At 72.1% G+C, this 22,749-nt stretch carries 21 protein-coding genes; 10 read left to right on the forward strand and 11 right to left on the reverse strand.

What is annotated here, in order from left to right; genetic code table 11:
• Positions 1–114 precede the first annotated feature (114 nt).
• Both FA582_RS11120 and FA582_RS11125 read left to right on the forward strand, forming a co-directional pair.
• A complete protein-coding gene (locus FA582_RS11120) occupies positions 115–921 on the forward strand; it encodes a PaaX family transcriptional regulator (RefSeq protein ID WP_010147957.1) in 807 nt (268 codons plus the stop codon).
• 9 nt (positions 922–930) lie between these two features.
• Positions 931–1,782: an enoyl-CoA hydratase/isomerase family protein gene (locus tag FA582_RS11125; protein ID WP_202980105.1), complete on the forward strand. Its 852-nt coding sequence runs from the start codon at positions 931–933 to the stop codon at positions 1,780–1,782.
• A gap of 1,207 nt (positions 1,783–2,989) precedes the next feature.
• Here FA582_RS11125 and FA582_RS11135 read toward each other — a convergent pair.
• The 3 genes from FA582_RS11135 to FA582_RS11145 are packed head-to-tail and all read right to left on the reverse strand — an operon-like array spanning position 2,990 to position 4,759.
• Entirely contained in the window at positions 2,990–3,625 is a 636-nt protein-coding gene (locus tag FA582_RS11135) for a DNA-3-methyladenine glycosylase I (protein ID WP_010147960.1), read from the reverse strand.
• A complete protein-coding gene (locus FA582_RS11140) occupies positions 3,622–3,945 on the reverse strand; it encodes a DivIVA domain-containing protein (RefSeq protein ID WP_010147962.1) in 324 nt (107 codons plus the stop codon). The genes FA582_RS11135 and FA582_RS11140 overlap by 4 nt, the downstream gene beginning before the upstream one ends.
• A gap of 58 nt (positions 3,946–4,003) precedes the next feature.
• Positions 4,004–4,759 (reverse strand): LOG family protein, encoded by a 756-nt coding sequence (locus tag FA582_RS11145; protein WP_010147963.1) that lies wholly within the window; start codon positions 4,757–4,759, stop codon positions 4,004–4,006.
• 57 nt (positions 4,760–4,816) lie between these two features.
• Here FA582_RS11145 and FA582_RS16640 point away from each other — a divergent pair, with 57 nt between their 5' ends.
• On the forward strand, positions 4,817–5,662 hold the full coding sequence (locus tag FA582_RS16640; RefSeq protein WP_010147964.1) for a hypothetical protein: 846 nt from the start codon (positions 4,817–4,819) through the stop codon (positions 5,660–5,662).
• Between the two features lie 6 nt (positions 5,663–5,668).
• Here FA582_RS16640 and FA582_RS11155 read toward each other — a convergent pair whose 3' ends face one another.
• From FA582_RS11155 to FA582_RS11185, 7 genes are all read right to left on the reverse strand, one after another.
• A complete protein-coding gene (locus FA582_RS11155) occupies positions 5,669–6,970 on the reverse strand; it encodes a citrate synthase (RefSeq protein ID WP_010147965.1) in 1,302 nt (433 codons plus the stop codon).
• Between the two features lie 40 nt (positions 6,971–7,010).
• Complete coding sequence (gene fdxA, locus FA582_RS11160; RefSeq protein WP_010147966.1) at positions 7,011–7,337, reverse strand: ferredoxin; 327 nt, start codon at positions 7,335–7,337, stop codon at positions 7,011–7,013.
• 75 nt (positions 7,338–7,412) lie between these two features.
• Positions 7,413–9,227, reverse strand: coding sequence for a VanW family protein (locus FA582_RS11165; RefSeq protein WP_010147967.1), 1,815 nt, complete (start codon positions 9,225–9,227; stop codon positions 7,413–7,415).
• Positions 9,228–9,283: 56 nt separating this feature from the next.
• A complete protein-coding gene (locus tag FA582_RS11170; RefSeq protein ID WP_010147968.1) occupies positions 9,284–9,805 on the reverse strand; it encodes a flavin reductase family protein in 522 nt (173 codons plus the stop codon).
• Complete coding sequence (gene mshB / locus FA582_RS11175; RefSeq protein WP_010147969.1) at positions 9,802–10,719, reverse strand: N-acetyl-1-D-myo-inositol-2-amino-2-deoxy-alpha-D-glucopyranoside deacetylase; 918 nt, start codon at positions 10,717–10,719, stop codon at positions 9,802–9,804. The genes FA582_RS11170 and mshB overlap by 4 nt, the downstream gene beginning before the upstream one ends.
• Before the next feature lie 3 nt (positions 10,720–10,722).
• Entirely contained in the window at positions 10,723–12,639 is a 1,917-nt protein-coding gene (typA, locus tag FA582_RS11180) for a translational GTPase TypA (protein WP_010147971.1), read from the reverse strand.
• Positions 12,640–12,702: 63 nt separating this feature from the next.
• On the reverse strand, positions 12,703–13,107 hold the full coding sequence (locus FA582_RS11185) for an NUDIX domain-containing protein (protein WP_010147972.1): 405 nt from the start codon (positions 13,105–13,107) through the stop codon (positions 12,703–12,705).
• Positions 13,108–13,265: 158 nt separating this feature from the next.
• Between FA582_RS11185 and FA582_RS11190 the strand changes: the two genes are divergently transcribed.
• The 7 genes from FA582_RS11190 to FA582_RS11220 all read left to right on the forward strand — a co-directional run bounded on the left by FA582_RS11190 (position 13,266) and on the right by FA582_RS11220 (position 21,767).
• Positions 13,266–14,954 (forward strand): ABC transporter substrate-binding protein, encoded by a 1,689-nt coding sequence (locus FA582_RS11190; protein WP_147899820.1) that lies wholly within the window; start codon positions 13,266–13,268, stop codon positions 14,952–14,954.
• Between the two features lie 127 nt (positions 14,955–15,081).
• Positions 15,082–16,092 carry an ABC transporter permease gene (locus FA582_RS11195; protein WP_010147974.1) on the forward strand — a complete coding sequence of 337 codons (1,011 nt, stop codon included), beginning with the start codon at positions 15,082–15,084 and terminating at the stop codon, positions 16,090–16,092.
• Positions 16,093–16,102: 10 nt separating this feature from the next.
• Entirely contained in the window at positions 16,103–17,044 is a 942-nt protein-coding gene (locus FA582_RS11200) for an ABC transporter permease (RefSeq protein ID WP_010147975.1), read from the forward strand.
• A gap of 13 nt (positions 17,045–17,057) precedes the next feature.
• Entirely contained in the window at positions 17,058–18,137 is a 1,080-nt protein-coding gene (locus FA582_RS11205; protein ID WP_010147977.1) for an ABC transporter ATP-binding protein, read from the forward strand.
• The gene (locus FA582_RS11210) at positions 18,134–19,312 is read left to right on the forward strand and encodes an ABC transporter ATP-binding protein (protein WP_010147978.1); all 1,179 of its coding nucleotides are present in this window, start codon (positions 18,134–18,136) and stop codon (positions 19,310–19,312) included. The genes FA582_RS11205 and FA582_RS11210 overlap by 4 nt, the downstream gene beginning before the upstream one ends.
• Positions 19,313–19,364: 52 nt before the next feature.
• The gene (locus FA582_RS11215; protein WP_010147979.1) at positions 19,365–20,069 is read left to right on the forward strand and encodes a type 1 glutamine amidotransferase; all 705 of its coding nucleotides are present in this window, start codon (positions 19,365–19,367) and stop codon (positions 20,067–20,069) included.
• 111 nt (positions 20,070–20,180) lie between these two features.
• Entirely contained in the window at positions 20,181–21,767 is a 1,587-nt protein-coding gene (locus tag FA582_RS11220) for a cation:proton antiporter domain-containing protein (RefSeq protein WP_010147980.1), read from the forward strand.
• 27 nt (positions 21,768–21,794) lie between these two features.
• Here the strand turns inward: FA582_RS11220 and FA582_RS11225 are convergent, their stop codons facing one another.
• Entirely contained in the window at positions 21,795–22,688 is an 894-nt protein-coding gene (locus tag FA582_RS11225; protein WP_029541091.1) for a universal stress protein, read from the reverse strand.
• Positions 22,689–22,749 lie beyond the last annotated feature (61 nt).

The raw sequence follows: 22,749 nt of genomic DNA on the forward strand, positions 1-22,749 counted from the left end.
GTTGCCCTTCCTCGTGGCGCGGCCTGAGCCGCTCGTCCGCCGCGGTGTCGACGGAGCCATTCCCCCACGATTATCCCCCCTCGCTCGCGCCGTGCCTAATCGGGGTGGCCCGGTGTGGGGCACACTGTCACCGTGCACGCCCGCTCCGCCGTCGTCGATCTTTTCGGCGACCACCTGCGGCGACGTGGCTGGTGGGCCCCGGTGTCGGCGCTGCTCGCCCTCACCGCGACGGTCGACGTGGCGGGCCCGGCGACCCGCACCGCGATCTCCCGGCTCGTGGCCCAGGGGTGGCTCGAGGCGCGCTCTGAGTCGGGGGTGCGGGGGTATGCCGCGAGCGCGCGGGCGCGCCAGCGCTGGGAGCGGGCGCACGACCGTGTCTACGCCACCGCACCGCCCGCCTGGGACGGACAGTGGCACATGGTGCACGTCGACTCCGGGGGCGACCGTCGCCGTCGCGAACAGGTGACCCGGACCCTGACCTACCTCGGGTACGGCCGGCTGGGGTCCGGCGGCTGGGTCAGTCCCCGCCCCAGCCCAGAGCTCGAGCCCTCGCTCGCCCCCCTCGGGGTGGGCTGGGTGGCGGTGCACGGCGCCCTGACCCCCGCGCAGCACGCGGCCGGGCTGGCCGACCGCGTGTGGGACCTGGGCGGCCTCGCGCAGGAGCACCGGCGTTTCGCCGCAGGTCTCGCTCCCCCCTCAGGGGTGACTGGCCTCGGCCCCGAGCGCGCCTACCGCGAGCGCACGATCCTCGTCCACGAGTGGCGACGCTTCCTCTTCCGGGACCCCGACCTGCCGCCAGAGGTGCTCCCCCACGACTGGCCCGGCCACCAGGCCCGTCGCCACTTCCTGGCCCTGGCGGCCGCGCTGGCCCCGGCCGCCGACCGCCACGTCGATGACGTGCTCGACGCGGCGAGCCGATAGGTTGACCGGATGAGCACCGCTGCCTCACCCGTCCAGGTCGAGCGCGACGCCGACACCGGTGTCGCGGTCGTCCGGCTCGACCGCCCCGACGCGATGAACTCCCTCGACGTGGCGACCAAGGAAGCCCTCCTCGCGGCACTGCACGCGGTTGCCGAGGACGCCGACGTCCGCTGCGTGGTCCTCACCGGGACCGGCCGGGCCTTCTGCGTCGGGCAGGACCTCAAGGAGCACGTCACCCTGCTGGCCGAGGACGCCGAGGCGTTGTGGCGCACGGTCGCCGAGCACTACAACCCTGTGGTGGAGCTGCTGGCGACCATGGACAAGCCGGTCCTCGCGGCGGTCAACGGCGTGGCCGCCGGCGCGGGCGCGGCCTTCGCCTTCGCCTGCGACCTGCGCTACGTCGCGGACTCCGCCGGGTTCAACCTCGCCTTCACCGGCATCGCCCTCTCCTGCGACTCCGGCACCTCCTGGTCCCTCCCGCGGCTCATCGGCACCGCCCGCGCCAAGGAGCTCCTGCTCTTCCCCCGGACGGTCCCCTCGCAGGAGGCGCTCACCCTCGGGCTCGCCACCGAGGTCGTCCCGGACGAGGACCTCATGGGCCGGGTGATGGAGGTCGCGCGCCGGCTGGCGGCCGGTCCGACGCTCGCCTACGGCGCCGTGCGGCGGGCGGTCGCCTTCTCCGCCGGGCACGGCCTCGCCGAGTCGCTCGAGGTCGAGGAGTCGCTCATGACCAGGACGGGCACGAGCGCCGACCATCGCGCCGCCGTCGCGGCCCTTCCTGGCCAAGGAGAAGCCGGTCTTCTCGGGCCGCTGACCCCCTCCCCGGTCATGGCGGGTAGTCGCTGGGTGGCTCGAACCTGAAGAGGTACCACCCCCACCACACCTGCCAGCCGATCATGAGCCCCGCCAGCACGACGGTGCGGACGACGAGCAGCCACCTGGGGGTGTCCCGCCCGGTGCCCGGCGCCCACCCCGCCCCCGCGAGCACGACGAAGAGCGGGAAGAGCAGCATGAGGTAGCGGTAGAGGCTCGTCCACGGGTCGAGGGCCGCGAAGAGGTAGAACGCGTAGCCCAGGCACCACGTGCGCAGGGGCCAGGCCGAGCCCGGCGGCCCACGGCCCCAGCACGGCGAGCACGAGCAGCCCGAGGCCCGCCGCGAGGACCACGAGGCCCAGGAGGTCGCCCCAGAGCCACTGCGCACGCTCGATGCTCGGCAGGAAGGGCTGCACATCCTCGCCGCCGCGCCAGGCGGACATGGTCGAGGTGTAGGCGTCCGCGCGGCCCGTCCGCAGCCAGGCGATGCCCGGCCACACCAGGCCCGCGAGCCCGCACCCCACCAGGGCGGCCGCCATCCCGGCATACTCCCGGGGCGACACGGGTCGACTCCCCCGCCGCCTCCACCGGGCGACCACGACCACGAGGGCCACGAGCCCCAGCGGCAGGGCGACCGGCCGCGCCAGACCGGTGAGCAGGGCCACCACCCCGGCCGCCCACCAGCGCTCCCGCACGAGCAGCCACAGGGCGGCCGCGAGCACGAGCAGCGCGAGCGACTCGGTGTAGGCGACCTGGAAGGTCGGGGAGCTCGGGTAGGCGCCGAGGAGCGCCACCCCGGCCAGGGCACCAGCGGCGCCGACCCGCTCGCGGAGCAGGCCGGCGACGACGAGAGCGGCGGCATACCCCAGGAGCGTGGCGACGACCGGGCCGGCGACCGCGAACGGCCACCCGGTGAGCGCCATGAGACCGCGGGCCAGGAGCGGGAAGGTCGGGTAGAAGGCCCACGGGTTCTGCCGGACCTCCCCGTCGGCGCCCACCGGCAGGTCGTCGGGATAGCCCTCGGTGGCGATCCGCTCGTACCACTGCCCGTCCCACAGGGTCGCGAACTGGAAGTAGAGCCCCACCCCCGGGTCGTCGTAGACGGACGGGTCCTGGTGGTCGTGGGCCAACCGCACGAGGATCACCGTGCTGATGCCCCGCAGCACCGTCCACAGGAGCAGGACGGCCCCGGCGAAGCGCAGGGTCCCGCGGTGGCGGGCGACCCTCCCCGGTGCCCGCCCGGGGGCGGCCAGGGTCATGAGGTCGCGCGCATCTCCGGCAGCCGGGCCCCGGACCGGGAGGAACCCGCCCGGAAGCATCCGACGAGATGGTCATCGACGAGTCCGCAGGCCTGCATGGCGGCATACAGCGTCGTGGGGCCCACCTGCTCGAAGCCGACCTTGCGCAGCCGCTTGGCGAGCAGCTCGGACTCCGTCGTCTGGGTGGGGACGTCGGCGAAGACGCGGGGGCGCGGCGTCGGCTCAGGAGCGTGGGTCCACAGGAGCTCCTCGAGCCCGCCGTGCTCGCGCAGCTCCAGGGTCGCCCGGGCGTTGGCGACGGTGGCCTCGATCTTGCGCCGGTTGCGGACGATGGACTCGTCGGTGAGCAGCCGCTGCACGTCGGCCTCGGTATACCGGGCCACGACCTCGGCGTCGAAGTCGGCGAAAGCGCGGCGGAAGCCCGGTCGCTTGCGCAGGATCACCAGCCAGGACAGCCCGGTCTGGAAGCCCTCCAGGCACAGCCGCTCCAGCAACGCCGCCTCGCCGTGCACGGGCTTGCCCCACTCACGGTCGTGGTAGTCGCGGTAGTCCGCATGGTGGATCCCGGGCCACCCGCACCGGGTCACCCCGTCCGGACCGACCGTGAGATCCGGCTGTCGCACGTCGTTCATCGCTCCCCCTCGGCCGTCGTCGCGCGGTGCTCCGCGGCGGGCCGTGCCCCCCGGAGCCGGTCGATCTCGGCGTCCCGTTCTGCCAGTTCCTCCACGAGCCGCTCCAGGGCGGCGTCCACCTGGTGCATGCGATATCCCCGCAGTGCCTGGTCGAAGCGCAGCGCGCGGACGTCGTGCGGTCCCACCGGCCCGGCCCCCAGCCCTCGTGCGGACTGCGTGTCGACCCCGGCAGGCACGCCGGGCACCTCACGGCGGGTGACCGCCCACGCCAGCAGCGCGCCGAGGACGACCACCGCGGAGACGACCCCGAGGATGATCACGGCACAGATCATGGCACGTCAGGAGGGTGGTGACGGACACCGCCCCCGGTCGGCGCCCTCAGACGTCGCGTCGCTCCGGCGCCGGGCGTCGCTGGCGACGGGTCGTGACCCAGCGCACCACCTCGTCGACGTCATCGGTGACCTGCAGAAGGTCCAGGTCACCCGGGGAGATCATGCCCTCGGCGAGCAGCGTCGCCTCCAACCAGTCGAGCAGCGGCGCCCAGTAGTCGCGCCCCACGAGCACGATCGGGAAGTTGGTCACCTTGCCGGTCTGGATGAGGGTGACGGCCTCGAAGAGCTCGTCGAGCGTGCCGACCCCGCCGGGCAGCACGACGAAGCCCTCGGAATACTTGACGAACATCGTCTTGCGGACGAAGAAGTAGCGGAAGTTGACGCCCAGGTCGACGAAGTCGTTGAGGCCCGTCTCGAAGGGAAGCTCGATGCCCAGCCCGACCGAGGTCCCGCCCGCCGCGGACGCACCCTTGTTGGCCGCCTCCATGGCGCCCGGGCCACCGCCGGTGATGACGGCATACCCCGCCTCCACGAGCGCCCGGCCGACCCGCTCGCCGAGCGCGTAGTAGGGGTGGTCGACCGGGGTCCGCGCCGAACCGAAGACCGCGACCGCCGGGCCGATCTCGGCCAGGGCGCCGAACCCCTCGACGAACTCCGCCTGGATCCGCATGACCCGCCACGGGTCGGAGTGCACCCAGTCGGCGGGGCCGGCGTCGTCCAGGAGCCGTTGGTCGGTCGTGGTCTGCGGGACCTGCGTGCCCCGGAGGGTCACCGGTCCCTTGTGGTAGTCACGGCGGGTCACCCCACCGACCCTACGCCAGTGCCGGGAGGCGGGCAGGTGCCCTCCTAGACTGGTGCGGTGCCTCGTTCGACGACCGCCCGTCTGCTGATCCCCGCGCTCGTCATCGGGGGCAGCGCGACCGCTGCGGTGCTCGGCACGCGCTGGGTCGCCAGCGAGCTCGCGCCGCAGCACTGCACCTTCGTCGCGGCCGACCAGGAGGTCCGGCTCACGCCGGAGCAGGCGGCCAACGCCGCCACCATCGCCGCCGTGTCGGTGCAGAGGGGCCTGCCCCCACGCGCCGCCACCATCGCCCTGGCCACCGCGATCCAGGAGAGCAAGCTGCGCAACCTGCGCTACGGCGATGCCGACAGCCAGGGCCTGTTCCAGCAGCGCCCGAGCCAGGGATGGGGCACGGTCGAGCAGATCACCGACCCGGTCTACGCCAGCAACGCCTTCTACGACGAGCTCATCGAGGTGCAGGGGTGGGACGAGGGCGTGGTCACCGAGGTGGCGCAGGAGGTGCAGCGCAGCGCCTTCCCCGACGCGTATGCCGACCACGAGTGGGAGGGCCGCGTGCTCGCCTCCGTCCTCACCGGGCAGGAGGGCACGGCGACCGACCTACGCTGCCGCCTCGGCGACACCGCGGGAGGGGGATCAGCGGGCCAGGTGGCCGACAAGGCGGCCACGCAGCTCGGGATCACGGGCACGATCGAGGGTGCGCTGGTGCGCCTGGAGGCCGGCGACCCCGCACGCGCCTGGGCCGCCGCGACCTGGGCGGTGAGCCACGCGCAGGCCGAGGACGTCATCAGCGTGCAGGTGCAGGATCGCACCTGGGAACGCTCGTCCGGGGAGTGGTCGCAGAACGCCGATGACGACGGGGCGGCGAGCACGTCGCCGACCACCGTCGTCATCGAGATGGGCTGAGCGGGCTCAGCCGCGCTGGTCCACCGCGGTGTAGTCGCGCTGCCCCTCGCCGACGTAGACCTGCCGGGGACGGCCGATCTTGGTGGCGGGGTCGTTGATCATCTCGCGGTACTGCGCGATCCAGCCCGGCAGGCGCCCGATCGCGAAGAGCACGGTGAACATGTCGGTCGGGAAGCCCATCGACTCGTAGATGAGGCCGGTGTAGAAGTCGACGTTGGGGTAGAGCTTGCGCTCGACGAAGTAGTCGTCCTCCAGCGCCTTCTGCTCCAGCTCCATGGCGAGCTCCAGCAGCGGGTTGTCGCCGGCCTTGGCGAGCATCTCGTGGGCCGTCTCCTTGACGATCGCGGCCCGCGGGTCGTAGTTCTTGTAGACCCGGTGGCCGAAGCCCATGAGCTTGACGCCGTCCTCCTTGTCCTTGACCTTGCGGACGAACTCGCCCACGTCACCGCCATCGGCCTTGATCTGGTCGAGCATGGCCAGGACCGCGCTGTTGGCCCCACCGTGCAACGGCCCGGACAGGGCGTGGATGCCGGCCGAGATGGCGTTGAAGAGGTTGGCCTCGGAGGAGCCGACGAGGCGGACCGTGGAGGTCGAGCAGTTCTGCTCGTGGTCGGCGTGCAGGATGAACAGCTGGTCGAGAGCCTTGGCCACGACCGGGTCCAGCTCGTACTTCTCGGTGGGCTGCCCGAAGGTCATCCACAGGAAGTTCTCGACGAGGTTGTAGTCGTTGTTGGGGTAGAGGATCGACTGGCCCTGGCTCTTGCGGAAGGCGTAGGCCGCGATCGTCGGCAGCTTGGCCATGAGCCGGATCGTGGAGATCTCGATGGCCTCGGGGTCGTGCGGGTCGAGGCTGTCCTGGTAGAAGGTGCCCATCGCCGAGACGCCGGAGGAGAGCACCGACATCGGGTGGGCGTCCCGCGGGAAGCCGTCGAAGAAGTTCTTCATGTCCTCCACGAGGAGGGTGTGCCGCCGCAGCCGGTGGTCGAACTCCTCCAGCTCGGAGGCCGAGGGCAGGTGACCGTAGATGAGCAGGTAGCTCGTCTCGAGGAAGGTGGACTTCTCGGCCAGCTGGTCGATCGGGTAGCCGCGGTAGCGCAGGATCCCCTCGCCACCGTCGATGTAGGTGATCTCGGACTGGCAGGAGGCGGTGTTGACGAAGCCCACGTCGAGCGTGACGTCACCCGTGGTCTTGAGCAGGGCGCTGATGTCCAGCCCGTTGTTGCCCTCGGCGGCCGGCACGACGGGCAGGGACAGCTCGTGGCCGGCATGGGTCAGGCTGGCCGGGGTGGTGCTGGTGGTGTCGGTCATGAGGTCCTCCTGGTCGGGGTGGGCCGGGCGAGGGTGCGGGTCACTCGTCGTGCGACTGCGGCGGCAGCGCGGCGACGATCGGGTGGTCCTTGGCGATGACGCCCATCTTGGCGGCACCACCCGGGCTGCCCAGGTCGTCAAAGAACTCGACGTTGGCCTTGTAGTAGTCCGCCCACTCCTCCGGGACGTCGTCCTCGTAGTAGATCGCCTCGACCGGGCAGACCGGCTCGCAGGCACCACAGTCCACGCACTCGTCCGGGTGGATGTAGAGGGAGCGTTCACCCTCGTAGATGCAGTCGACCGGGCACTCCTCGATGCAGGCCTTGTCCTTCAGGTCTACGCAGGGCTGGGCGATCACGTAGGTCATGGGCACAGACTACGGCGTCCCGGCGCCCGGTCACCTCACGGGGTTGCCCGGCGCCGCAGCCCGGCCGTCGAGGGCTCAGCGACCCGGCGCCGAGGGGTTGGTGCACACGATCTCGTCGGCCGGCTCGTAGGTCGTGGTGAAGTCGTCGCGGCGGACCTCCTCACCGCCCTGGAGCAGGACCCGGATGTTGCGGATCGTGAATCCGTCCTCGGGGGCCTGGGTGACGCACTCCTCGCCGTCGTCCTCGCGGCGCTCCCCCTCGGTGATGTTCTGCCGCTCCCCGTCGATGGTGCGCACGGTGTAGCGCCGGTCCCCGAGGAAGACCATGTGGATCTCGTCGCCGCTGATCCACGTGCGCACGACCACCGGGGTGTCCGTGTCGTTGGTCCAGAGGTTGTCGATGTAGGGGATGGCGAGGGTCGCCTCGCGCCCGGCCGGGTAGCGCGGGATGTAGAACGTGTGGGTGGTGTGCGCGTCCAGCTGGACGCCGGCGAACCACGAGGCGTTGAAGACGACCGTGGAGATCTGCGACAGCCCCCCGCCCAGGCCCATGACCAGCTGCCCGTCGACGATGACGGGAGCCTCGGCATACCCCGCCTCCTCGCTGATCTCCCCGAGCGCGGCGCCGAGGCTGAACTGCTCCCCCGGCATGACGACCGTGCCGTTGACGTTGGTGACGCCGGCCCGCAGGTTGGCCGTGCGCGCCTCGTAGTCCGGGCCGCTGGGGAACTGGGAGACGAAGGAGGACATCTCCGAGAAGCTCCACCCGCGGGCGGTCTCGTTGGAGATCTGGGGTCGGACGGTGTCGATCGTCGCCGCCACGGTCCGCCCCTCCCCGGTCTCCTGCAGCGCCGCCTCGACAGCGTCGACCAGGCCGTCCTCGGCCAGGGCGTAGCCGACCTGGCCCCGGACCACCTCGACCGAGGAGCCGGCGAGGCGCACGCTGGCGTCCCGCGGGCCACGCTCCAGCCGACCCAGGTCCTGGCGGATCCGCGCCAGGGTGGCCTCCTCGTCGATGACGAGGGAGAGGGCGCCCTCGCTCTGCTCGACGCTCAGGAGCCCGAGCAGGTCGCGACGGGCCAGCTCGGCGGTCGCCTCCCGCTCCCCGTCGCCATCGCCACGGGTGGCCTCGACGACCACCGGGGCGTCGAGGGCCGGGTCGAGGACCTCGGCGGTGAACCGGTCGATCTCCTCGGAGGTCAGGTCGGGGCGCTGCCCGGTGGCGACCGCGGGCAGGGTGCGGCTCTCGAGGTCCTCGTCGTCCCAGACCTGCTCGACCCAGGCCTGCTCGAGCTCTTCGACGGTCGGGGCGACCTCCAGCGTCCGCCCGTCGCGGGCCTGTGCGACCTCGACGCCGTCCGCCGTGAGGGCGAGCTCGCCGTCCACCGGCTCGGTGTCGTAGTCCTCGGCGAGCCGGGTGACCTGGGCCTTCAGTGCCGCACGGTCGACGGCGCCGTAGAGCGGCAGGTCACGGTCGGCGCCCGCGACGTGGTCCCACAGCCGGGCGGGGTGGAAGGACAGCCCGGTGACCCCGCGCAGCGTGCGGTCGAGGTCGAGCGAGAGCCCAGCGTCCTCCGGGACGACCTCGAGCTGCTCGGCGTCCTCCGCCGGGACTCCGTCGGGGCGCAGGGTGAGCGTGATCGGCTCCGTCGTGCGGTCGGCGAACTCGCGCGTCAGCTCGGCGCGGGCCTCGTCCTCGGTGAGCGACCCGATCTCCACCCCGGCCACGCTGACCCCCGCTGGTGGGCGGTCCTGGAAGTAGAAGGCGGCACCGACGTAGATGACCCCGAGCACGAGCAGCGCAGCGGCCAACCGGCCCACGACGGCCCACCAGCCGCGGCCGTCGCCCTCCTCACGGAGGGTTCCTGGTCGATCGGTGGCGTCAGCCATCTGCGCTCCGTCCCTGTGGTGCGGTCCCTGTCACGGTGGTGCCGCCGACCACCCGGTCACCGCAGCTCACCCAGCCGTCCACGGTAGTGCACGAGGGCGTGGACGTCGGTCGGGCGCGCCTCCAGGGCCAGCACCTCGGCCAGCACCAGGTGGTGGTCCCCCGCCTCCCGGATGTCCACGGGCCGGCACTCGAAGGTCGCCAGCGCCTGGTCCACCAGGGCCGTCCCCGTCGCGGGACCCCGGTGATGGGCCACCCGCCCCAGCTGGTCGTGCAGGGGGCGGCCGGTCTCGCCGAGCCACTCGGCGACCCCCCGCTGGGTCGAGGTGAGCACGCTCACCCCGAGGTCGGACCCCTCCTGCAGCCCTTCCAGCACCCGCGCCTCCGGGTGCAGGCTCACCAGGAGCAGCACCGGGTCCAGGGAGACGCTGGTCAGCGAGTCGACGGTGAGTGCGACGTCGTGCCCGCGCAGCCGCGCCGTGACGACCGCCACACCGCTCGCGAAACGCCCCATCGCCAGGCGGTAGACGGCAGGATCCACGGGCTCGGGGGCGACCTGGTCAGGGTGCTCCTCGGTCATGCCGGCGGCACCCCCTGCAGCCGGGCGAGCGTGTCCTGGGCGGCCGGCCAGGCGGCATACCCCTCGCGTCCGGGGAGGCGGGCCGCCACGTCGTTGGAGAGCGTGAACCACCCGTCGTGCAGCGTCACCTGGGTGGGGTGCTCGCTCAGCGCCGCCCGCTGCCGGGGCAGCGCGGCAGGGTCCTCGACGGTATGCGTGACGACGGCGTCGTCCACGACGCCCGGTGGGTAGGGCTCGTCGGCGGTGGGCACCCGCGCCGGGCCACCGGCCGGGCTGCGCACATCGTCCGGGACGTGCTCGGCCAGCCACCGACGGTCCTCCTGCGCCCAGGACGTCGGGGTGAGGACGACGTAGAGGCGCGGTGGGGGCGCACCCGTCCCGCCCGCGGCCTCGGCGAGCAGCTCCATGGCGCGCACGGTCACCCGGTGCGTCTGGACGTGGTCGGGGTGGCCGTAGCCGCCCCACGGGTCGTAGGTGAGGACGACGTCGGGCTCGAGGGCGGCCAGCTGCGTCGCCAGGAGCCCGGCAGCCTCCTCGACGTCGGCCCCCGCGAAGGCCCGCGGGTGCCCCGCGGCCTGCGACCCGGCCATCCCGCTGTCGCGCCACCGGGGCGACGCGCCACCGAGGAAGTGGTGCTGAACCCCCAGCCGGCGCATGGCCGCCGCCAGCTCGCCCCGCCGGTGCTCGGCCAGCTCCTCGCCGCGACCCTCCAGGTCGGCGTGCGCCGGGGTGATGACCTCGCCCTCCTCACCGAGGGTGCAGGTGACGACGTGCACGACGTCACCTGCCTCGACGTGGTGGGCCAGGGTCAGGCCGGTCGCGAGGGTCTCGTCGTCGGGGTGCGCGTGCACCGCGACCAGGCGCACCGGCCGGCCACCGGCCAGCCCGTCACGCAGGTCGGGTCGCGCCGACACCGCTCAGCCCTTGGACCGGGCGGCCTTCGCCCGCTGGTTGGCGTCGAGGATGACCTTGCGCACCCGGACCGCCTCCGGCGTCACCTCGACGCACTCGTCCTCACGGCAGAACTCCAGCGACTGCTCGAGGGAGAGCACGCGCGGCGGGATGAGCCGCTCGAGCACGTCGGCGCCGGCCGAACGCACGTTGGTGAGCTTGCGCTCCTTGGTGATGTTGACGTCCATGTCGTCGACCCGGGAGTTCTCGCCGACGATCATGCCCTCGTAGACCTCCGTGGTGGGCTCGAGGAACATCGTGCCCCGCTCCTGGAGGTTGAACATCGCGTAGGTCGTGGCGACGCCGGTCCGGTCGGAGACCAGCGAGCCGGACTGCCGGGTGCGGATCTCCCCGAACCACGGGGCATAGCCGTCGAAGACGTGGTGGGCGATGCCGGTGCCGCGGGTCTCGGTGAGGAACTCGGTGCGGAAGCCGATGAGCCCGCGAGAGGGCACGACATACTCCATCCGGATCCAGCCGGTGCCGTGGTTGGTCATCTGCTCCATGCGCCCCTTGCGGGCCGCCATGAGCTGGGTGATGGTGCCGAGGTGCTCCTCGGGGGTGTCGATGGTGAGCCGCTCCACGGGCTCGTGCAGCTTGCCGTCGACCTCGCGGGTCACGACCTGCGGCTTGCCGACGGTGAGCTCATAGCCCTCGCGGCGCATCTGCTCCACGAGGATGGCCAGCGCCAGCTCGCCGCGGCCCTGGACCTCCCAGGCATCCGGGCGCTCGGTGGGCAGCACCCGCAGCGAGACATTGCCGACGAGCTCCTTGTCGAGGCGGTCCTTGACGAGGCGGGCGGTCACCTTGGCGCCCTTGACCCGGCCGGCCAACGGGCTGGTGTTGGTGCCGATCGTCATCGAGATCGCCGGCTCGTCCACGGTGATGAGCGGCAGCGGCACCGGGTTCGCGGCGTCGGCGAGGGTCTCGCCAATGGTGATCTCGGGTATGCCCGCGATCGCGATGATGTCGCCCGGACCCGCCTGCTCGGCCGGCTTGCGCTCCAGCGCCTGGGTGAGCATGAGCTCGGTGATCTTCACCGTGGAGATCGAGCCGTCGCGGCGGCACCACGCCACCTGCTGACCCTTGCGGATCTCCCCCTCGTGGACGCGGCACAGGGCGAGCCGGCCGAGGAAGGGGCTGGAGTCGAGGTTGGTGACGTGCGCCTGCAGAGGCGCGCCCGGGGTGAAGGTCGGGGCCGGCACGGTGTCGAGGATCGTGGCGAACAGCGGCTCCAGGTCGGGGCTCTCCGGCAGCTCGCCGTCCACCGGCGCCTCCAGGCTGGCGCGGCCGGCCTTGGCCGAGGCATACACCACCGGGAAGTCCAGGGCCTGCTCCGCCTGGGCGGAGTCGTGGTCGTCGAGCAGGTCCATGAACAGCGCGTAGACCTCGTCGACGACCTCGCTGATCCGGCTGTCCGGACGGTCGACCTTGTTGATGCACAGCACGACCGGCAGGTGGGCGGCGAGCGCCTTGCGCAGGACGAAGCGCGTCTGGGGAAGCGGCCCCTCGGAGGCGTCGACGAGCAGCACGACCCCGTCGACCATCGACAGGCCGCGCTCGACCTCGCCGCCGAAGTCGGCGTGCCCGGGGGTGTCGATGATGTTGATCGTCATGCCGCCCTCGGGGGCGGAGGACCCGGTGTAGCGGATGGCCGTGTTCTTGGCCAGGATCGTGATGCCCTTCTCCCGCTCCAGGTCGCCGGAGTCCATGACCCGGTCGACCTCGCCGTCGCTGCGGTGCTCGGCGAAGGCACCGCCCTGCGTGAGCATGGCGTCGACGAGGGTGGTCTTGCCGTGGTCGACGTGCGCCACGATGGCGACGTTGCGGATGTCGGCGCGGACGCCTGCGGGCAGGCCGGAGGGGGTGTCACCAAGGGGCATGCCCCCAGTGTCTCACCCTCCGGGCCCCGGACCGCATCTCACGGCCCGCGGGGGCGGGCACCCTCAGCGGTGGAGGAGGCCGGCGACGAGGCGGGCGATGGGCACGTCGTGCTCCAACCAGGCCAGGTCGGCCAGCTCCCCGACGCCCAGCCACCGCAGCTCGCTGTGGTCCTCCAGGGGCCGAGGTCCGGGCTGGTCGGCCACCGGCACCGCCCACCACAGCCGCATGGCCCACGGGTGCTGGAGCGGCCAGTCGTCCCCGATCCGCGGGCCAAGCCGCACGAGGACGCCCAGCTCCTCCCGGGCCTCACGCACGGCGGCGTCCGCCGGCTCCTCGCCGGGCTCGACCTTGCCGCCCGGGAACTCCCACCGGCCCGCGAGGTGGGCGGGCGAGCTCCGACGGCCCGCGAGCACGCGGGTCGGGTGCTGCAGGTCGTCGCAGAGCGCGACGGCGGCGATGAGTCGCATGACACCATCCTCGCAGCGCCGCCGAGGCTGCCGTAGGGGCAGGTCACGAACACGTCACGAAGCGTCTGTCGCCCTTCCCAACAGCCCACCGGTGTGGTGAGGTCACCCCCTATACCGGGTCGATCCGCCGTCCCGGCCATGACGCTGTAGGAGGAACGATGAAGAACCGCAGGGTCGCGATAGCCGCGACCGGTGCAGCTCTCGCCCTGGTGCTGAGCTCGTGTGCCGAGTCCGAGCGAGAGCCCGATGCCGGTGGGGGCGACGACGCCTCCGAGTCCGGCGGCGCCGGTGGCGAAGCCTCGGACGCCACCTTCGTCTTCGGCGCCGCGGGCGCCCCGACGACCTTCGACCCGTTCTACGCCAGCGACGGCGAGACCTTCCGCGTGACCCGGCAGATCTTCCAGAACCTCGTCGGCATCGAGCCCGGCGGCACGGAGTTCGTGCCCGAGCTCGCCACGGAGTGGGAGTCCTCCGAGGACGGCCTGATCTGGACCTTCCAGCTCCAGGACGGCGTGACCTTCCACGACGGCGAGCCCTTCGACGCGGAGGCGGTCTGCTACAACTTCGAGCGCTGGGCCGACCAGAACGAGGCCGGCCAGAACCCGTCGGCCGCCTACTACTACGGCAACGACTTCGGCTTCGGCGAGGACTCGCTCTACGACAGCTGCACCGCCACCGACGAGATGACCGCCGAGGTCGTGCTGACGCGCGCGACCGGCAAGTTCCCCGGCGTGCTCTCGCAGAGCTCCTACGGCATCTCCTCCCCCGCTGCCCTTGAGGAGTACGACGCGAACGGCATCGAGGTGCAGGGCGAGGGCTTCACCTTCCCCGAGTACGCCACGGACCACCCCACCGGGACCGGCCCGTTCATGTTCGACTCCTTCGACGGCACCAGCAACGTCACGCTGACGCGCAACGACGACTTCTGGGGCGAGACCGCCGGGGTCCAGGAGATCATCTTCCGGATCATCAGCGATGAGACCGCCCGCCGCCAGGAGCTGGAGTCCGGGACGATCAACGGCTACGACCTGCCGAACCCGGTCGACTGGGCCGGGCTCGAGGAGGCCGGCAACCAGGTCCTCATCCGTGACCCGTTCAACGTCCTCTACCTCGCGCTCAACCCGGTCGCGGACCCCCAGCTGGAGGACCCGCTGATCCGCCAGGCGCTCTACCACGCGATCAACCGTGACGAGCTCGTCGCCAGCCAGCTGCCCGACGGCGCCGAGGTGGCGACGCAGTTCATCCCGCCGACGGTCGCGGGCTACAACGAGTCCATCGAGCCGTACGCCTACGACCCGGAGATGGCCGAGCAGCTGCTCGAGGAGGCCGGCGCGTCCGACCTCACCATCGACCTCTGGTACCCCACCGAGGTGACGCGTCCCTACATGCCGAACCCGCAGGCCATCTACGACGCGGTCGCCGCCGACTGGGAGGCCGTCGGGGTCACGATCAACCCCGTCGCCCGCCCGTGGGCCGGTGGCTACATCGACGGCACGCAGCAGAGCCAGGCGCCCGCCTTCTTCCTGGGCTGGACCGGCGACCTGAACTCCGCGGACAACTTCCTCTGCGCGTTCTTCTGCGGCGAGGACAACCAGTTCGGCACCAGCGCCCTGCCCTTCCAGGAGGACCTCCAGGAGGCCCTGCGCGAGGGTGACGCCGAGCCCGACGAGGCCGCCCGCACGGCGCTCTACGAGGAGCTCAACGCCCAGATCATGTCCGAGGAGTGGCTGCCCGGCCTGCCGCTGAGCCACTCCCCGCCCGCGATCGTGGTCGGCCCCAACGTCGAGGGCCTCGTGCCCAGCCCGCTCACGGCCGAGGACTTCTCCACCATCACCCTCACCGAGTGAGCGCACCGGGGCCGGGACGATCCGTCCCGGCCCCGTCGCCGTGAGTGACGACGGGTCGGCCTCCCCGGTCGGCCCGTCGTCATCATGGTCCTGACCCATCCCGTTCCCTGGGCCGAGGAGTACCCCCGTGCTGAAGTTCATCATCCGCCGCATCCTCCAGATGGGGCTGGCGCTGTTCATGCTGAGTGTCCTGCTCTTCGCCTGGCTGCGCGCGCTGCCCGGTGGACCGGTCAGCGCGCTGCTCGGGGAGCGCGGCTCGCCCGAGGCCGCCGCGGACCTACGGGCCCAGCTGGGTCTCGACCAGCCGCTGCCCGTGCAGTACGTCAAGTTCGTCCAGCGCGCCCTGGAAGGCGACTTCGGCATCTCCACCGGGGTGTTCCGGGGCCAGCCGGCGATGGACATCTTCCTGGCCCGGCTCCCCGCGACGATCGAGCTGAGCGTCTTCGCCCTCATCATCGCCCTCACGCTGGCGGTCCCCCTGGGCTACATCGCCGCCCGCCGCCGCGGCGGCTTCCTGGACACCGGGCTCGTCATCAGCTCGCTCGTCGGGGTCGCCGTCCCGGTGTTCTTCCTGGCCTTCGTGCTGAAGTACCTCTTCGCCGTGCGCTGGGGGCTGCTGCCCCCCTCCGGCTACCAGACCGCCGGGATCAACGCCACCAGCGTGACCGGCTTCGCCCTGCTCGACGGGATCCTCACGCGCGAGTGGGACGCCTCCTGGGACGCCTTCCGGCACCTGCTGCTGCCGGCGATCGCGTTGTCCTCCATCCCCTTCGCGGTCATCTTCCGGATCACCCGCGCCTCGGTCCTCGACGTCATGGACGAGGACTACGTCCGCACGGCTCGCGCCAAGGGGCTGCGGTCCCCGACGATCCGCGTGCGGCACATCATGCGTAACGCGCTGATCCCGGTCATCACGATCATCGGTCTGCAGGTGGGCGCCCTCCTCGCCGGAGCGGTGCTCACCGAGAAGGTCTTCGCCTTCCCCGGGATCGGCCAGGCGCTGGCGCTGGGCTTCGAGACCCGCGACTACCCCGTCCTGCAGGTCCTCATCATGATGGCCGCGCTCATCTACATCGTCGTCAACCTCATGGTCGACATCGCCTATGCCCTGATCGACCCGCGCGTGCGGACCAAGTGAGGACGTGGACATGACCTCCTACGGAGACACCAAGAAGAAGCGCATCGACTCCTTGGCCGAGGCCGGCTCCCTCAGCGACGAGCAGGGAGTCAGCTTGTGGCGCTCGGCCTGGTTGCGGCTGCGCACCAACCCGGTCTTCCTCGTCGGGGCCGGGATCATCACCCTCTTCGTCATCCTCGCGATCATCGCGCCGTGGCTCGCCCCCCACGACCCGGCCGAGCGACTGCTCATCGGCGAGGTGAGCCGGCAGTCCAACCCCGTCCCCGAGCCACGGCCCGGCTTCCCGCTGGGTGCCGACGACCGCGGTCGCGACCTGCTCTCCCGGCTCATCGTCGGCTCCCAGCAGACGCTCATCGTCGGCGTGCTGGCCACGCTCGGGGGCCTCCTCGGCGGCCTGACCCTCGGGACCCTCGCGGGCGGGATCGGCGGCTGGGTGGACGCCGCCGTCATGCGCGTCGTCGACGTCATGCTCTCGATCCCGTCCCTGCTCATGGCCTTCTCGATCGCCGCGATCCTGGAGCCGTCGCAGTGGAGCGTCATCGCGGCGATCGCGATCATCCAGGTCCCGATCTTCGCCCGGCTCCTGCGCGGCTCCATGCTCAGCCAGCGTCACAGCGACCACGTGCTGGCGGCACGGGCCCTCGGCGTCAAGCCGATCCCGATCGTCTTCCGGCACATGCTGCCGAACGCCATCGGCCCGGTCATCGTCCAGGCCACCCTCGTGCTGGCGGTGTCCATCATCGACGCGGCCGCCCTGTCCTTCCTCGGCCTGGGCAACCCCGATGACACCCGCCCCGAGTGGGGTCAGATGCTCGGCGCCGCCCAGCCCTATTTCAACAGCTTCCCGCACCTCGCCTTCTACCCGGCGATCTGCATCGTGACCGTCGCCCTGGGGTTCACCCTCATGGGTGAGTCACTGCGCGAAGCCCTCGACCCCAAGTCCCGTCGCTGAGGAGACCGTTGCGATGACCGAGCACTCTGTGTCCCGCCCCTCCGCCGCTGCTCGCGGGGACGCCCCGCTCCTGTCCGTGAAGGACCTCACCGTCACCTTCGGTCGGGGCGCTAAGGCCTTCACTGCGGTCGACCGGGTCAGCTTCGAGGTCCGTCCGGGCCAGACCGTGGGTCTGGTCGGGGAGTCCGGCTGTGGCAAGTCGGTGACCTCGCTCGCCATCATGGGCCTGCTCCCCTCCCGGGGCAACACCGTCTCCGGGGAGGTCCGCTACGACGGGGAGGACCTGCTCACCCTGCGCCAGGACGAGCTGCGCGACCGCCGTGGCCGGGACCTCGCCATGATCTTCCAGGACCCCCTGTCCTCCCTCAACCCCGTGGTCCCCCTCGGGGTGCAGGTGGCCGAGGTGCTGGAACGGCACCGCGGGATGCGCCGCCCCGCCGCCCACCGGCGCGCTGCGGAGCTGCTGGAGAAGGTCGGCATACCCGACCCGACCCGTCGCCTCAAGGAGTACCCGCACCAGCTCTCCGGCGGGATGCGCCAGCGCGCGCTCATCTCGATGGCCCTGGCCTGCGAGCCCCGCCTGCTCATCGCCGACGAGCCCACGACCGCCCTCGACGTCACGATCCAGGCACAGATCCTGGCGCTGCTGCGCGAGCTGGTGACCGAGTCCGGCACCGCGCTCATCATGATCACCCACGACCTGGGCGTCGTCGCCGGCCTGTGCGACGAGGTCAACGTCCTCTACGGCGGCAAGATCGTCGAGCGCGCCGAGCGGCACGACCTCTTCGCCCGCCCCCGCCACCCGTATACCGGCGGCCTGCTCGCCTCCATCCCGCGCCTCACCGAGGAGCGGGGACGACGCCTCAACCCGGTCCCCGGCTCCGTGGCCGACAACATCCCGTGGGAGGGCGGGTGCGCCTTCGCTCCCCGCTGCGCCTCCGAGATCGCCGAGTGCCGCACCACGACCCCGCAGCTGGTCCCCGACGACCGCGGCCTGGGGACCGGCCGACTGCTGCGCTGCCACCACCCGCTGGAGGAGAACCCGTTGGACGACATCCGCCCGCAGGAGCACGCCGAGGAGGAGCAGGCATGAGCACGACCGCCGAGTCGCCCGCGCCCCGGACCGAGGAGACGCAGGAGGACCTCCTGCTCGACGTGCGCGGGCTCAAGGTGCACTTCCCCATCAAGAAGGGCGTGATCTTCGACCGCACGGTCGGCCACGTCTACGCCGTCGACGGCATGGACGTGCAGATCCGGCGTGGCGAGACCTACGGTCTCGTCGGGGAGTCGGGATGCGGCAAGTCCACCTTCGGGCGCGCGGTTCTCCAGCTCGAGCCGGTCACCGAGGGGGAGGTCCGCTTCGACGGTGTCGACCTGGCCACCCTCAAGGGCGAGAAGCTGCGCACCCACCGGCGCCACATGCAGATGGTCTTCCAGGATCCCCTGGGCAGCCTCGACCCCCGTCAGACTGTGGAGCAGCTGCTGCTCGAGGGGATGCGCGCCCACGGCATGACCAAGGACGGCAAGGCCGCCCGCGGCCGGCTCACCGAGCTGCTGACCGCGGTCGGACTGCCGCCGGCAGCGCTGTCGAAGTACCCGCACGAGTTCTCCGGCGGGCAGCGCCAGCGTGTCGGCATCGCGCGCGCCCTCTCCGTCGACCCCCAGCTCATCATCGCCGACGAGCCGGTCAGCGCCCTCGACGTCTCGGTGCAGGCCCAGGTCATCAACCTGCTTGGAGACCTGCAGGAAGAGTTCGGGCTCACCTATCTCGTCATCGCGCACGACCTCGCGGTCGTGCGCCACATCAGCGACCGGATCGGGGTGATGTACCTCGGCTCCCTCGTGGAGGAGGCCGACGCCCAGGACCTCTACGACACCCCCCTCCACCCCTACACCCGCGCGCTGCTCTCGGCCGTCCCCGTCCCGGACCCGACGATCGAGGACTCCCGCGAGCAGATCCTGCTCACCGGCGACCTCCCCTCCCCCGCGAACCCTCCCACCGGCTGCCGGTTCCACACCCGGTGCCCGTGGCGCCAGGAGACCCGCTGCGACGAGGAGCGGCCCCAGTTGCGGGTCGTGGAGATCGACGGCGTCGACCCCGGCCACCGGGTGGCCTGCCACTGGGCAGAGCAGATCGCCAGCGGCGAGCTGCAGCCGCACGCCGTGGAGGCGGCCGACGACGAGCCCTACTGGGCCGGCCCTGACCAGGACGAGGACGTCAACAGCGCGGCCTTCGAGGCGCGCGACCTGCCGGACACCGGCGGCTGACCAGCGGCGCGGTCGGTGTCCGCCCTGGTCCGACCGGGTCTAGCCTGGGGCCATGACCCCGAGGGTGCTGGTGATCCAGCACGAGGACAAGGCACCCCCCGGACTGCTGCTGCCCTGGGTGGAACGCGCCGGCCTGACCTGCGACCTCCTCCCCGCCCACGAGGGGTATGCCGTGCCCGCCGACCTCGGCGACCACGCCGCTCTCGTGGTGCTCGGGGGCTCGATGGACGCCTGGGACGACGCGGCATACCGCTGGCTGCTGCCGACCCGGGCGCTCATCGCCGGGACGGTCGCCGCCGGCCGCCCCTTCCTCGGGGTGTGCCTCGGCCACCAGCTGGCCGCCCTGGCGCTCGGGGGCGAGGTGGGACGGCTGCCGCAGGGGCAGACGGTCGGTCTGCGGGCGTGGGTGCCGACGTCCGAGGGACTCGCCGACCCGCTCACGCGCGCGCTCAGTCCGGGCACGGAGGTGCTGCACTGGAACTCCGACACCGTCACCGCGCTGCCGCCGGGCGCGACACTGCTCGCGAGCGCCGGCGACGGCAGCGTCCAGGCGGCCCGCCTCGGCCCGCTGGCGTGGGGGGTGCAGTTCCACCCGGAGGTGGATGCCGGCCTCGTCGCGGGATGGACGACGGGCCGCCCGACCGACGCGGAGGTGGGTGCGCTGCAGGCCCTGCGGGAGCGCCAGCACGAGCTGCACCCCGCCTGGGAGCAGCTGGTGCGGCGGTTCGTGGCCCTCGCGGCCGCCCACCCCGGCTGACCTGCCGCAGCACGAGCGGCCCGGCATACCCCATCGATGCGGGGCGGCCCCCGGGACCGCCCGTGCGAGGATGAGCCCACCACCCGTGGGGCGCGCCTCGAGGAGCCAGCCATGAGCGACGCAGCGATCTTCATCGCCGCGACCTTCGCCGCGGGCCTGCTCGCCACCACCCTGCGACTGCCGGCGCTGCTGGGCTTCCTGCTGGTCGGCTTCGCGCTCAACTGGCTGGGCGTCGAGGAGCTGCCCTATCTCGACTTCGTCGCCGACCTGGGCGTGACCCTGCTGCTCTTCGGCATCGGCCTCAAGCTCAACGTCCGCAGCCTGCTCTCCCGCGAGGTGTGGGCGACCACGGTGGGCCACATGGCCCTGTCGGTGGCGGTGGGCACCGGCTTCCTCTGGGTGGTGGCGCTGCTCGGCTACCCCCTGCTGCAGGGCCTGGACCTCCAGACCCTGGCGCTCGTCGGGTTCGCGCTGTCCTTCTCCTCCACCGTCTTCGTCGTCAAGGTGCTCGAGGAGCACTCCGAGCTCCAGTCCTTCTACGGCCGGGTCGCCATCGGCATCCTCGTCATGCAGGACCTCGCGGCCGTGATCTTCATGACCGTCTCCGGCGGACGCATCCCGAGCATCTGGGCCATCCCCGTCGTGCTCGGCCTCGTCCCGGTGGCCTGGCTCGGCCGGTGGCTGTGGGACCGCATCCCGCACGGGGAGATGCAGGCGCTCTTCGGGCTCGCGATGGCGCTCGGGCCGGGGTATGCCGCGTTCGACGCCGTCGGGCTCAAGGGCGACCTCGGGGCGCTGGTCGTCGGCATGCTGCTGGCCGGGCACAAGGCGGCCGGCGACCTGTCGCACACGCTCTTCCTCCTCAAGGACCTGCTGCTCATCGGGTTCTTCATCTCGATCGGTTTCATCGGGACCCCGACCACCTCCTCGGCCGTGCTCGGCCTGCTCCTCCTGCTCCTGCTGCCGGCCCAGATCGCCCTCTACATCTTCCTCCTCGACCGGCAGAAGCTGCGCCGCCGCACCTCCGTCAAGGCCGGCGTGCTCCTCGGCAACTACTCCGAGTTCGGCCTCATCGTCACCTCGGTCGCGGTGGCGAGCGCCATGCTCGACGAGGAATGGCTGGTCGTCATGTCGGTCGCGGTGGCCACGAGCTTCGTCGCCGCGACCCTCATCAACGAGAAGTCGGACGCGATCCTGCGCTGGGCCCGCCAGATCATGCCGATGCACCCCCCGACCGACGTCCACCCGCACGAGCTGCCGATCTCCTTCGGCGACGCCCGGGCGGTCATCATGGGGATGGGCCGGATCGGTCGCAGCGCCTATGCCGAGCTCTCCGACGTCTACGGCCTGGCGGTCCTCGGGGTGGAGAACCTCCCCAACCGCGTCATCCGGCTGCGCGAGCAGGGCCTCACCGTCGTGGAGGCAGACGCGGCGGACGGCGACTTCTGGAACCGGCTGGAGTCGACCCGGCAGGTCGAGATCGTCGTGCTCGCCATGCCCTTCCACGGCGCCAACCGGGTCGCCCTGGACCAGCTGACGGCCAGCGACTACGACGGCGTCATCGCGGTCGTCGCGCAGTACGACGACGAGGTCGGCGACCTCGAGGCGCGCGGCGCCGACGTCGTGGTCAACCTCTACGAGGGTGCGGGTGCCACGATCGCCGAGCGGGCCGCCGAGGCCACCAGCGGGGGCCTGTAGTCCCGCTGCGGTCCAGGTCCGCGCAGCTCAGGGCGCTCGGGAGACGATGACCGGGCAGGGCGCCGCGCGCATGAGCCGCTGGCTCACCGAGCCGAGGAGCCGGCCCCGGACGGCGCCACGGCCGCGGCTGCCGACGACGAGGGCGTCCCACTCCTGTGCCGCCTCGAGCAGGGTGGGCACGACCGGACCACGGCGCACCTCCCAGTCGACCGGCACGTGGGGGTATGCCTCGATCGCCGGCTCCAGCACCCGCACGAGAGTCTCGGCGTGACGGCGCTCCACGGCGGCCCACTCCGGGCTGTCGGGCTCGGTCACGACATACCCGTCCACGACCTCGAGGAACCACGTGCTGAGCGCGGTCACCGAGGCGCCGGTGAGGTCGGCGAGCGCGAGGGCGGCCCGGGCGGCGCGGGCGCTGTCGCCGCTGCCGTCCACCCCGAGGCCGACCCGGCCGTGGACGAGCGCGTCGACGTCGACGCCGGCGTTGACGACCGCGACCGGTCGGCGGGCGTGCGCGGCCACGCCGAGGGAGGTGCTGCCGAGCAGGAACTCCTCGACCGCGCTGCGGCGCCCCGTGCCGACGACGAGCAGGGCGGCGTCGTCCTGGTGGGCGAGCAGGGCGCTGACGGGGGATCCGCGTGAGGTGTCGAGGCGGGCCGTGGCGTCGAGCCGCTCGCCCAGCGCCGCGACATACTCCTCCAGCTCGGCGACGACCTCCTCCTCGGCCTCCAGCACCGAGGTGATCGCGATCGCCTCCCCACCGGCCATCCGGGCCGCCAACGCCTCGGGCTCGCTCGCGTGGACGACGACGAGGTCGGCCCCGGTGCGGGCAGCGGTCCGGGCCGCCCACTCCAGGGCGACGTCGTGCTCCCCCGGGCCTGCCGTCCCGACCACGATCGGGTGCTCCAGCCGTGCCGTCATCGCCACCACCTCCAGCGCCTCGTGAAGAGTGCCTCAAGCGTACCGCTGATCCGCCCGTAGA

The organism is Serinicoccus profundi (assembly GCF_008001015.1).
Taxonomy (GTDB): Bacteria; Actinomycetota; Actinomycetes; order Actinomycetales; family Dermatophilaceae; genus Ornithinicoccus; species Ornithinicoccus profundi.

What these genes read in the sequence shown, in the direction of transcription:
- FA582_RS11125 (WP_202980105.1), top strand. Translation starts at nt 931, where the DNA reads ATGAGCACCGCTGCCTCACCCGTCCAGGTCGAGCGCGACGCCGACACC.
- FA582_RS11205 (WP_010147977.1), top strand. Translation starts at nt 17,058, where the DNA reads ATGACCGAGCACTCTGTGTCCCGCCCCTCCGCCGCTGCTCGCGGGGAC.
- FA582_RS11190 (WP_147899820.1), top strand. Translation starts at nt 13,266, where the DNA reads ATGAAGAACCGCAGGGTCGCGATAGCCGCGACCGGTGCAGCTCTCGCC.
- FA582_RS11165 (WP_010147967.1), bottom strand. Translation starts at nt 9,227, where the DNA reads ATGGCTGACGCCACCGATCGACCAGGAACCCTCCGTGAGGAGGGCGAC.
- FA582_RS11155 (WP_010147965.1), bottom strand. Translation starts at nt 6,970, where the DNA reads ATGACCGACACCACCAGCACCACCCCGGCCAGCCTGACCCATGCCGGC.
- FA582_RS11170 (WP_010147968.1), bottom strand. Translation starts at nt 9,805, where the DNA reads ATGACCGAGGAGCACCCTGACCAGGTCGCCCCCGAGCCCGTGGATCCT.
- FA582_RS11200 (WP_010147975.1), top strand. Translation starts at nt 16,103, where the DNA reads ATGACCTCCTACGGAGACACCAAGAAGAAGCGCATCGACTCCTTGGCC.
- FA582_RS11185 (WP_010147972.1), bottom strand. Translation starts at nt 13,107, where the DNA reads ATGCGACTCATCGCCGCCGTCGCGCTCTGCGACGACCTGCAGCACCCG.
- FA582_RS11135 (WP_010147960.1), bottom strand. Translation starts at nt 3,625, where the DNA reads ATGAACGACGTGCGACAGCCGGATCTCACGGTCGGTCCGGACGGGGTG.
- FA582_RS11225 (WP_029541091.1), bottom strand. Translation starts at nt 22,688, where the DNA reads ATGACGGCACGGCTGGAGCACCCGATCGTGGTCGGGACGGCAGGCCCG.
- FA582_RS11215 (WP_010147979.1), top strand. Translation starts at nt 19,365, where the DNA reads ATGACCCCGAGGGTGCTGGTGATCCAGCACGAGGACAAGGCACCCCCC.
- fdxA (WP_010147966.1), bottom strand. Translation starts at nt 7,337, where the DNA reads ATGACCTACGTGATCGCCCAGCCCTGCGTAGACCTGAAGGACAAGGCC.
- typA (WP_010147971.1), bottom strand. Translation starts at nt 12,639, where the DNA reads ATGCCCCTTGGTGACACCCCCTCCGGCCTGCCCGCAGGCGTCCGCGCC.
- FA582_RS11220 (WP_010147980.1), top strand. Translation starts at nt 20,181, where the DNA reads ATGAGCGACGCAGCGATCTTCATCGCCGCGACCTTCGCCGCGGGCCTG.
- FA582_RS11210 (WP_010147978.1), top strand. Translation starts at nt 18,134, where the DNA reads ATGAGCACGACCGCCGAGTCGCCCGCGCCCCGGACCGAGGAGACGCAG.